A 6,801-nucleotide genomic window follows, 5' to 3' on the forward strand; every position below is an offset into this window, starting at 1 on the left:
CCGCCCCGGTGTTTGGAGAAGGCAATGTCACAGAAGTCCTATCGGCTCCAGGAAATAGCCGATGCGTTGGGAGCCAGTCTCCGGGGAGACCCCGATATCATGGTCAGCGGCCTGGCCACCTTGCAGGCCGCCGGCCCGGATCAGATCAGCTTTCTGGCCAATCCGGCCTACGGCAAATACCTGCAAGACACCCGGGCCGGTGCGGTTATCCTCTCACCCGCAGCCGCGGATGATTGCCCTACCAATGTCCTGTTACTGGACAACCCCTACATGGGCTATGCTCGCCTCAGTCACTGGTTTGACCCTGCGCCGGTGGCCTCAGCCGGTGTTCATCCCACCGCTGTGGTAGATGAGAGCGCCAGCATAGACAGCACTGCCAGTGTAGGCCCTCACGCGGTTATTGAAGCCGGTGTGCATCTTGGAGCCCACGTTGTAATAGGCGCCGGCACCGTCATCGGCGCACGCAGCCGCATCGGAGACCACACTATCATCCGCCCCCGGGTTACCCTGGCCCACGACATTGTAGTGGGGCAGCGTTGCCATATCCTCAGCGGTGCGGTGATCGGTTCAGACGGTTTCGGCTTTGCCAACGAGCGGGGCCAGTGGCACCGCATTGCCCAACTTGGCGGTGTGGTGCTCGGTGATGATGTGGAAGTGGGCGCCAACACCACCATCGACCGTGGCGCGCTCGACAGCACAGTCATTGGCAACGGTGTGAAGCTGGATAACCTGATCCAGATCGCCCATAACGTTCATATCGGTGATCACAGCGCCATGGCTGCCATGGTCGGTATCGCCGGCAGTACCCGCATTGGCAAACATTGTGTGTTTGGCGGCGCCTCCGGGGTGGCTGGGCACCTTGAGATCGGGGATCAGGTGCATCTTACCGGCATGACGCTGGTAACGGGTGATATCCGCGAGCCGGGCGTGTATTCTTCCGGCACCAGCGCCGACACCAACCGGAACTGGCGCAAGAACGCCGTGCGTTTCAGGCAACTGGACAGCCTGGCCCGGCGCATAAAAGAACTGGAAAAGAAATCAGAGGGCTGAGGCCGATCAACATGCAGATGAAGATTGATGAGATTCTTGAGTACCTGCCACACAGATACCCGTTTCTGCTGGTAGACCGGGTTACCGATGTGGAGAAAGGGAAGTCGATCAAGGGCTACAAGAACATCTCCTTCAACGAGCCGTTCTTTACCGGGCACTTCCCGGATAACCCGATCATGCCTGGCGTGCTGATTATCGAAGCTATGGCCCAGTTGGCGGGCATTCTCGGTTTTGTGACCGTAGAACGGAAACCCTCTGATGGCGTGATACAATATTTGGCTGGCTCCAGCAAAGCGCGCTTCAAGCGCCCCGTGGTGCCGGGAGACCGCATGGATATGGAGGCTGAATTTGTCTCCGCCAAGCGCGGTATCTGGAAATTCAATTGCCGGGCACTCGTTGATGGCGAAGTGGTGTGCGTGGCAGAAATCATGACCGCTGAGAGAGAAGTTTGATGGCGACAAATGACTGGTCGGGTGTCCATCCTCAGGCGATTGTAGACCCGTCAGCCAAACTGGCAGACAACGTAACCGTAGGCCCCTGGAGTTACATCGGCCCCGGTGTGGAGATCGGCGAAGGTACCGAGATTCTCTCCCACGTGGTGGTCAAGGGCCCAACGGTAATCGGTCGCAATAACCGTATTTTCCAGTTTTCCAGTATCGGGGAAGAGTGCCAGGACAAGAAATACGCCGGCGAGCCCACCACGCTGGTGATTGGTGATAACAATGTTATCCGTGAAAACTGCACGATTCACCGTGGCACGGTTCAGGACCGGGGTGAAACCCGCATTGGCAGTGGCAACCTGCTGATGGCCTATGTACACGTGGCCCATGATTGCATCTTAGGCGACAACACCATCCTGGCCAACTGCGCCACCCTGGCCGGCCACGTCTCCGTAGGCGACCACGCTATTCTCGGTGGTGGCACCATGGTGCACCAGTTCTGCCACATCGGCCCTCACAGCATGGCGGCTGGCGGCAGCATCGTACTCAAAGACATTCCCGCCTACGTGATGGCGTCTGGCCAGTCTGCCCAGCCCCATGGCATGAATGTGGAAGGCCTGAAGCGTCGTGGCTTCAGCAAAGACGTGCTGATGGCTCTGCGCCGCGCCTACAAGGTGGTTTACCGTCAGGGCCTGACCACCGAGCAGGCGGTTGAAGAACTCGAGAAGTCCTTCAATGACGTGCCGGAAGTCCGCCCGCTGATTGACTCGCTCCGGGGAGCAGGTCGCGGCATCATTCGCTGAGCCAGGAGGCCCTGGTGGCAACCGCTGAAACCGGGCAGGTCAGCTCCCGCAAGGTAACCATTGCAATCATCGCTGGCGAGGCATCGGGGGATATCCTCGGTGCCGGGCTGATTCGCTCGTTGCGCAAACGCTATCCGAAAGCCCGCTTTGTGGGCATCGGCGGCGACGAAATGATCGCCGAAGGCTTTCACTCCCTGATACCCATGGAACGGCTTTCCGTGATGGGGCTGGTGGAAGTGCTCGGGCGCATTCGCGAGCTGTTCAGTATCCGTGCCCGCCTGCTGGAGTACTTCTTCACCACACCGCCGGATGTGGTCATCGGTATCGATTCCCCGGATTTCACCCTGGCGATTGAACGCCGCTGCCGGGAAGCCGGTATTCCCTCGGTTCATTATGTAAGCCCCTCGGTCTGGGCCTGGCGCCAGAAGCGAATCTTCAAGATTGCCAAGTCTGTCGACCTGATGCTCACCCTGTTTCCCTTCGAAGCCCGTTTCTACGAAGAGCACAATGTGCCGGTGGCCTTTGTGGGGCACCCGCTGGCAGACCGCATTCCCATGCGGCCAGACACAGACGCGGCCCGTAAGGCACTTGGCCTGAATCCCGACCAGCCTGTTCTGGCGGTATTGCCGGGCAGCCGGGGTGGGGAAGTTGAGCGCCTTGGTACCCTGTTTCTGGAGGCCTCCCGCTGGCTGCAGGAGCGCCGTCCAGACATCCAGCTGGTGATTCCCTGCGTCAACCGGGACCGGGAGAAGCAGGTAGAGGGGCTGGTCGAGGCGCTGGAAGTGAAGCTGCCGGTTACCCTGGTACGCGGTCGTTCCCGGGAAGTAATGGCCGCCAGCGATGTGGTGTTGCTGGCATCCGGCACGGCAACCCTGGAAGCCATGCTGCTCAAACGCCCCATGGTGGTGGGTTACCGGTTGAGTGATCTCAGCTACAAACTGCTGTCCCGTCTGGTGAAGGTGCCCTGGGTGGCCCTGCCGAACCTGCTGGCCCAGAAAGGCCTGGTGCCGGAGTTGCTGCAGGATGACGCCACGCCGGAGGCCCTGGGCGCCGCCGTGCTGGAGCGCATGGAAAACACCGAAGAGCGCGAGCAGTTGCAGCAAGCCTTCACCGAATTGCACGAAAGTCTGCGCCAGAATGCGGACGAACGTGCTGCAACCGCTATTTCCGAGTTAATGGAGCGCCGGCGCTGATGGCCGCAAAAGACCTTCCGCCGTTTGAGTGCAGCTACAAGGGCCGGTTACTGGCCGGCGTTGATGAAGTGGGCCGTGGCCCGCTGATTGGTGCAGTGGTGACTGCGGCCGTGATCCTGGACCCGGAGCGGCCCATCGAGGGCCTGGCCGATTCCAAGAAGCTCACTGAAAAACGCCGCCTGAAGCTTTACGACGAGATCCTCGAAAAGGCCGCTGCCTGGAGCCTGGGTCGTTGTGAGGCAGCGGAAATTGACCAGATCAATATCTACCAGGCTACCTTGCTGGCCATGACCCGTGCAGTGGAGGGCCTGGCTCTCGAACCTGAATACGTATTGGTAGACGGCAACCGTTGCCCGGATTGGCGCTGGCCCTCCGAGCCGGTGGTGAAGGGCGATGCCAGGGTAGAGGCGATCAGCGCTGCGTCTATCCTCGCCAAAGTCACCCGCGACCGGGAAATGGAGATGCTGGAACAGCAATATCCCGGCTACGGACTGGCCCAGCACAAAGGTTATCCCACACCCGTGCATCTGGAAGCGCTGAAGCGGTTAGGTGCAACGCCGGAGCACCGGCGGTCGTTTCGTCCCGTCCGGGAGTGTTTGTAAAATGAATTCGCACATACTTGCCGCCGTGTTTGCCGCAGTTTTTATGGGCACCATTGGCGCCATCTCGGTGTATGCCGGTGTCAGCGCGGAAACTGTCACCTTCTATCGCTTGTTTATAGGCGCGGCATTAATGGCCGCGTTTCTCCTGCTGACTGGACAGCGAGCAAAGGTATTCACCTGGCCCGGTTTCAAGGTTCTGGTGACCGGGGCATTCCTGGCCTGTTTTATGCCCTGTGCGCCATGCTCTGCTACGCCGCGTTTATCCTGACCAACCGCTTGATTCACGAACGGGTGCATGTACTGACCCGAAGCGGATACCAGATGCTGGCCGGGGCGCTTTGCATGCTGCCGCTGATGCTCATGCAGGATGAGGCCATTCAGGCCGGGCAATGGGGCTGGTTGGCGGCGGCCGGCGTGCTGCCCGGCAGCGGGTTCCCGGCGATCTCTCAGTTTCAGGTTCCGATGAAATTTCAGAGCGGTATGACGCCAGCGTAGGTCTGACCAGTTATGAGATCGACTTTTTTGCAAAGACCCGTAATCTCTCGGCGGCGGCGCTTGAGAATTACCTGGCCACTGCACAGGCGAAACGCAGCTTTCAGACATCGCTGATTAGTGAGGTTGCCAATACCTATTTCTCCTGGCGCACCAACCGCAAACAGTTGGCACTTGCCCGGGCGACGCAGCGAAGCTTTGAACAGAACCTAGCCTTGATTCAACGTCGATATGACAGCGATGTGGCATCGGCACTGGAACTTACTCAGGCGGAGACGCTCGTGCACCAGGTACGAACCCAGGTTGCGCAGTTCGACAGACTTGTCCGGCAGGCGGTTAACGCGCTGGCCTTTTTCTCAGGCCACAACTTGCCGGAAGGTATGACCAGTTCATTGCCGGAATCGCCGCCGTTGAACATTGCGCCATTGGGTGCGGGATTGTCGTCCGACTTACTGAAACGCCGACCAGATATTCTGGAAGCGGAGCATAGGTTAAAAGCCGCCTATGCAGACATCGGAGCAGCTCGGGCCGCGTTTTTTCCCAGCATTACCCTGACGGCGAGTGCCGGCACCGCCAGTAGCGAGCTCAATGAGCTGTTTGACGGCGGCAGTGGTAGCTGGTTGTTTGAGCCGCGAATCAATCTGCCAATTTTTACGGGCGGACGAAACAAGGCCAACCTGGAGGTTTCCGAGACTACCAAAAAGATTCGCCTCGCCGAATACAATCGCGCTATTCAGCAGGCGTTTCGTGAGGTGGCCGACAGCTTAGCCGCCCGCGACACCCTTTGGGACCAATTGAACGCGCAACAGGCGTTGGTTGACACTTTGGATGAGTACTATCAACTGGCCCAGAACCGCTACGATGCCGGTATAACCAGTTACCTTGCCGTTCTTGATGCCCAGCGTGAGCATTTTTCTGCCCGACAACAGCTTCTGTCTGACCGCTTCAATCAGCTATCCGCCGAGATTGAGTTGTTCCGATCGCTAGGTGGAGGTGTGGGCTCCGAGATCGCTCGGGTAGACCGGAGCAGAGCGCAATGAAGTGATTTACGAATTTAGTGAACCCCTGACCGAGGTGGAGAATTCAATAAGATAAATAGAGTCGTCTATCAAGTATGCGTTTTTAGTGCGGCTCTGATCGGCCAAAGTGTGACTGCAATAGCAATAGCCAGAGCAAGCGAAGGAAGTTAAGCTCTACTCCAAGCCCTTTAAAAGCAGCTATAACCACGTACGCTTTGGCCACAGGAGTCCCCACCCAGAAATCCTCCGCTACCTATTAGATGAAGGGGGGTAGCGCTTTGTGGGCCAGGGGGAGATTCAAGCGATTGTCGAGAAATGACTGGCCGCCGAAGCGTCCTCTGACGATGCGTTGAATGTGAGCCTTTTTCCGCCGCGCTTTGATCGGCGTTAGGAGACCTGACAGTTGTCCATAGTAGTTACTCTTTGTGCCAACCGGAGATACGGGATTTGAGTCGTCGCTGCGAATGTGCCTTCCTGTTGCTCTTCGTTATTAGTGTTCTGCCAATCAGCCTCAGGGCAGAAGTTGTTAACCTGTCCTGGGACAACGACCTGCTTACTGGAACAGATCGCGGCTATACAAACGGGGTACGCTTTTCGTATCTGACAGACACCGCTGACGAGAACGATGGAAAGTCGGCAAGATTTGCCCGGACTCTGCGTGATGAGCTGCGCTTTCTGCCAGGTATTGGAACTGCTGATTCAAAGCAGGCGGTAAGCCTGAGTTTGCGGCAATTCATGGTCACACCTGAAGATATTACGGTTGAAGATCCGCAGTTCGACGACATTCCCTATGCCGGCCACCTGTCGCTCAGCGGCACACTATGGAGCTGGAACGCCGATACGATTACCGGCTTTGGTGCTCACATTGGTGTTATTGGGCCCGAAAGCGGTGCCGAGTCGGTTCAGAAATGGGTGCACAAAGCCACGGGAAGCGACAAGCCGCAAGGGTGGGGGAATCAGCTTGGAACCGATGTGGTGGGTGGCATACAGGCTGCGCATGGCCGAAAACTGTTGCAAGCCGGGCAGGGCGGCAACATTGAACAGCGTGTGTCGGTGATCGGATCCGGACTACTGTCGAGTTTTCGAACCTCCGCTAAAACCGGGTTGGTCTGGCAGCTTGGCAGACACCTTCCTATAAATTTTGTGCCGGACTACGCTGGTACCTCCTCAACCATCGCTTTGCCGGGCTCGTTCAAGGATTC

Annotated in this window: 9 protein-coding genes; all 9 read left to right on the plus strand. The window is 58.1% G+C overall.

The annotated features are described in order from the left end of the window. Positions 1 to 24: 24 nt before the first annotated feature. On the plus strand, positions 25 to 1,050 hold the full coding sequence (gene lpxD / locus B9Q17_RS07790; protein ID WP_094624768.1) for a UDP-3-O-(3-hydroxymyristoyl)glucosamine N-acyltransferase: 1,026 nt from the start codon (positions 25 to 27) through the stop codon (positions 1,048 to 1,050). 17 nt (positions 1,051 to 1,067) lie between these two features. Further along, the gene (gene fabZ, locus B9Q17_RS07795) at positions 1,068 to 1,502 is read left to right on the plus strand and encodes a 3-hydroxyacyl-ACP dehydratase FabZ (RefSeq protein ID WP_201785316.1); all 435 of its coding nucleotides are present in this window, start codon (positions 1,068 to 1,070) and stop codon (positions 1,500 to 1,502) included. Then, positions 1,502 to 2,293: an acyl-ACP--UDP-N-acetylglucosamine O-acyltransferase gene (gene lpxA / locus B9Q17_RS07800; protein ID WP_094624769.1), complete on the plus strand. Its 792-nt coding sequence runs from the start codon at positions 1,502 to 1,504 to the stop codon at positions 2,291 to 2,293. Before fabZ ends, lpxA begins: the two co-directional genes overlap by 1 nt. Before the next feature lie 14 nt (positions 2,294 to 2,307). Next, entirely contained in the window at positions 2,308 to 3,486 is a 1,179-nt protein-coding gene (lpxB, locus tag B9Q17_RS07805; protein ID WP_094624770.1) for a lipid-A-disaccharide synthase, read from the plus strand. Continuing rightward, positions 3,486 to 4,088 carry a ribonuclease HII gene (gene rnhB, locus B9Q17_RS07810; RefSeq protein ID WP_094624771.1) on the plus strand — a complete coding sequence of 201 codons (603 nt, stop codon included), beginning with the start codon at positions 3,486 to 3,488 and terminating at the stop codon, positions 4,086 to 4,088. Before lpxB ends, rnhB begins: the two co-directional genes overlap by 1 nt. A gap of 1 nt (position 4,089) precedes the next feature. After that, entirely contained in the window at positions 4,090 to 4,356 is a 267-nt protein-coding gene (locus B9Q17_RS18270; RefSeq protein ID WP_208618767.1) for an EamA family transporter, read from the plus strand. Further along, a complete protein-coding gene (locus tag B9Q17_RS18560) occupies positions 4,329 to 4,583 on the plus strand; it encodes a DMT family transporter (protein ID WP_208618768.1) in 255 nt (84 codons plus the stop codon). Before B9Q17_RS18270 ends, B9Q17_RS18560 begins: the two co-directional genes overlap by 28 nt. Continuing rightward, positions 4,478 to 5,620, plus strand: a complete 1,143-nt coding sequence (locus tag B9Q17_RS07820) for an efflux transporter outer membrane subunit (RefSeq protein WP_094624772.1) — start codon at positions 4,478 to 4,480, stop codon at positions 5,618 to 5,620. Before B9Q17_RS18560 ends, B9Q17_RS07820 begins: the two co-directional genes overlap by 106 nt. Before the next feature lie 402 nt (positions 5,621 to 6,022). Beyond that, positions 6,023 to 6,801: lipid A deacylase LpxR family protein (locus B9Q17_RS07825; RefSeq protein ID WP_244177336.1), on the plus strand; the 779-nt coding region annotated here is incomplete at its 3' end.

It is taken from the genome of Marinobacter vinifirmus (assembly GCF_002258215.1).
Lineage (GTDB): Bacteria > Pseudomonadota > Gammaproteobacteria > Pseudomonadales > Oleiphilaceae > Marinobacter > Marinobacter vinifirmus.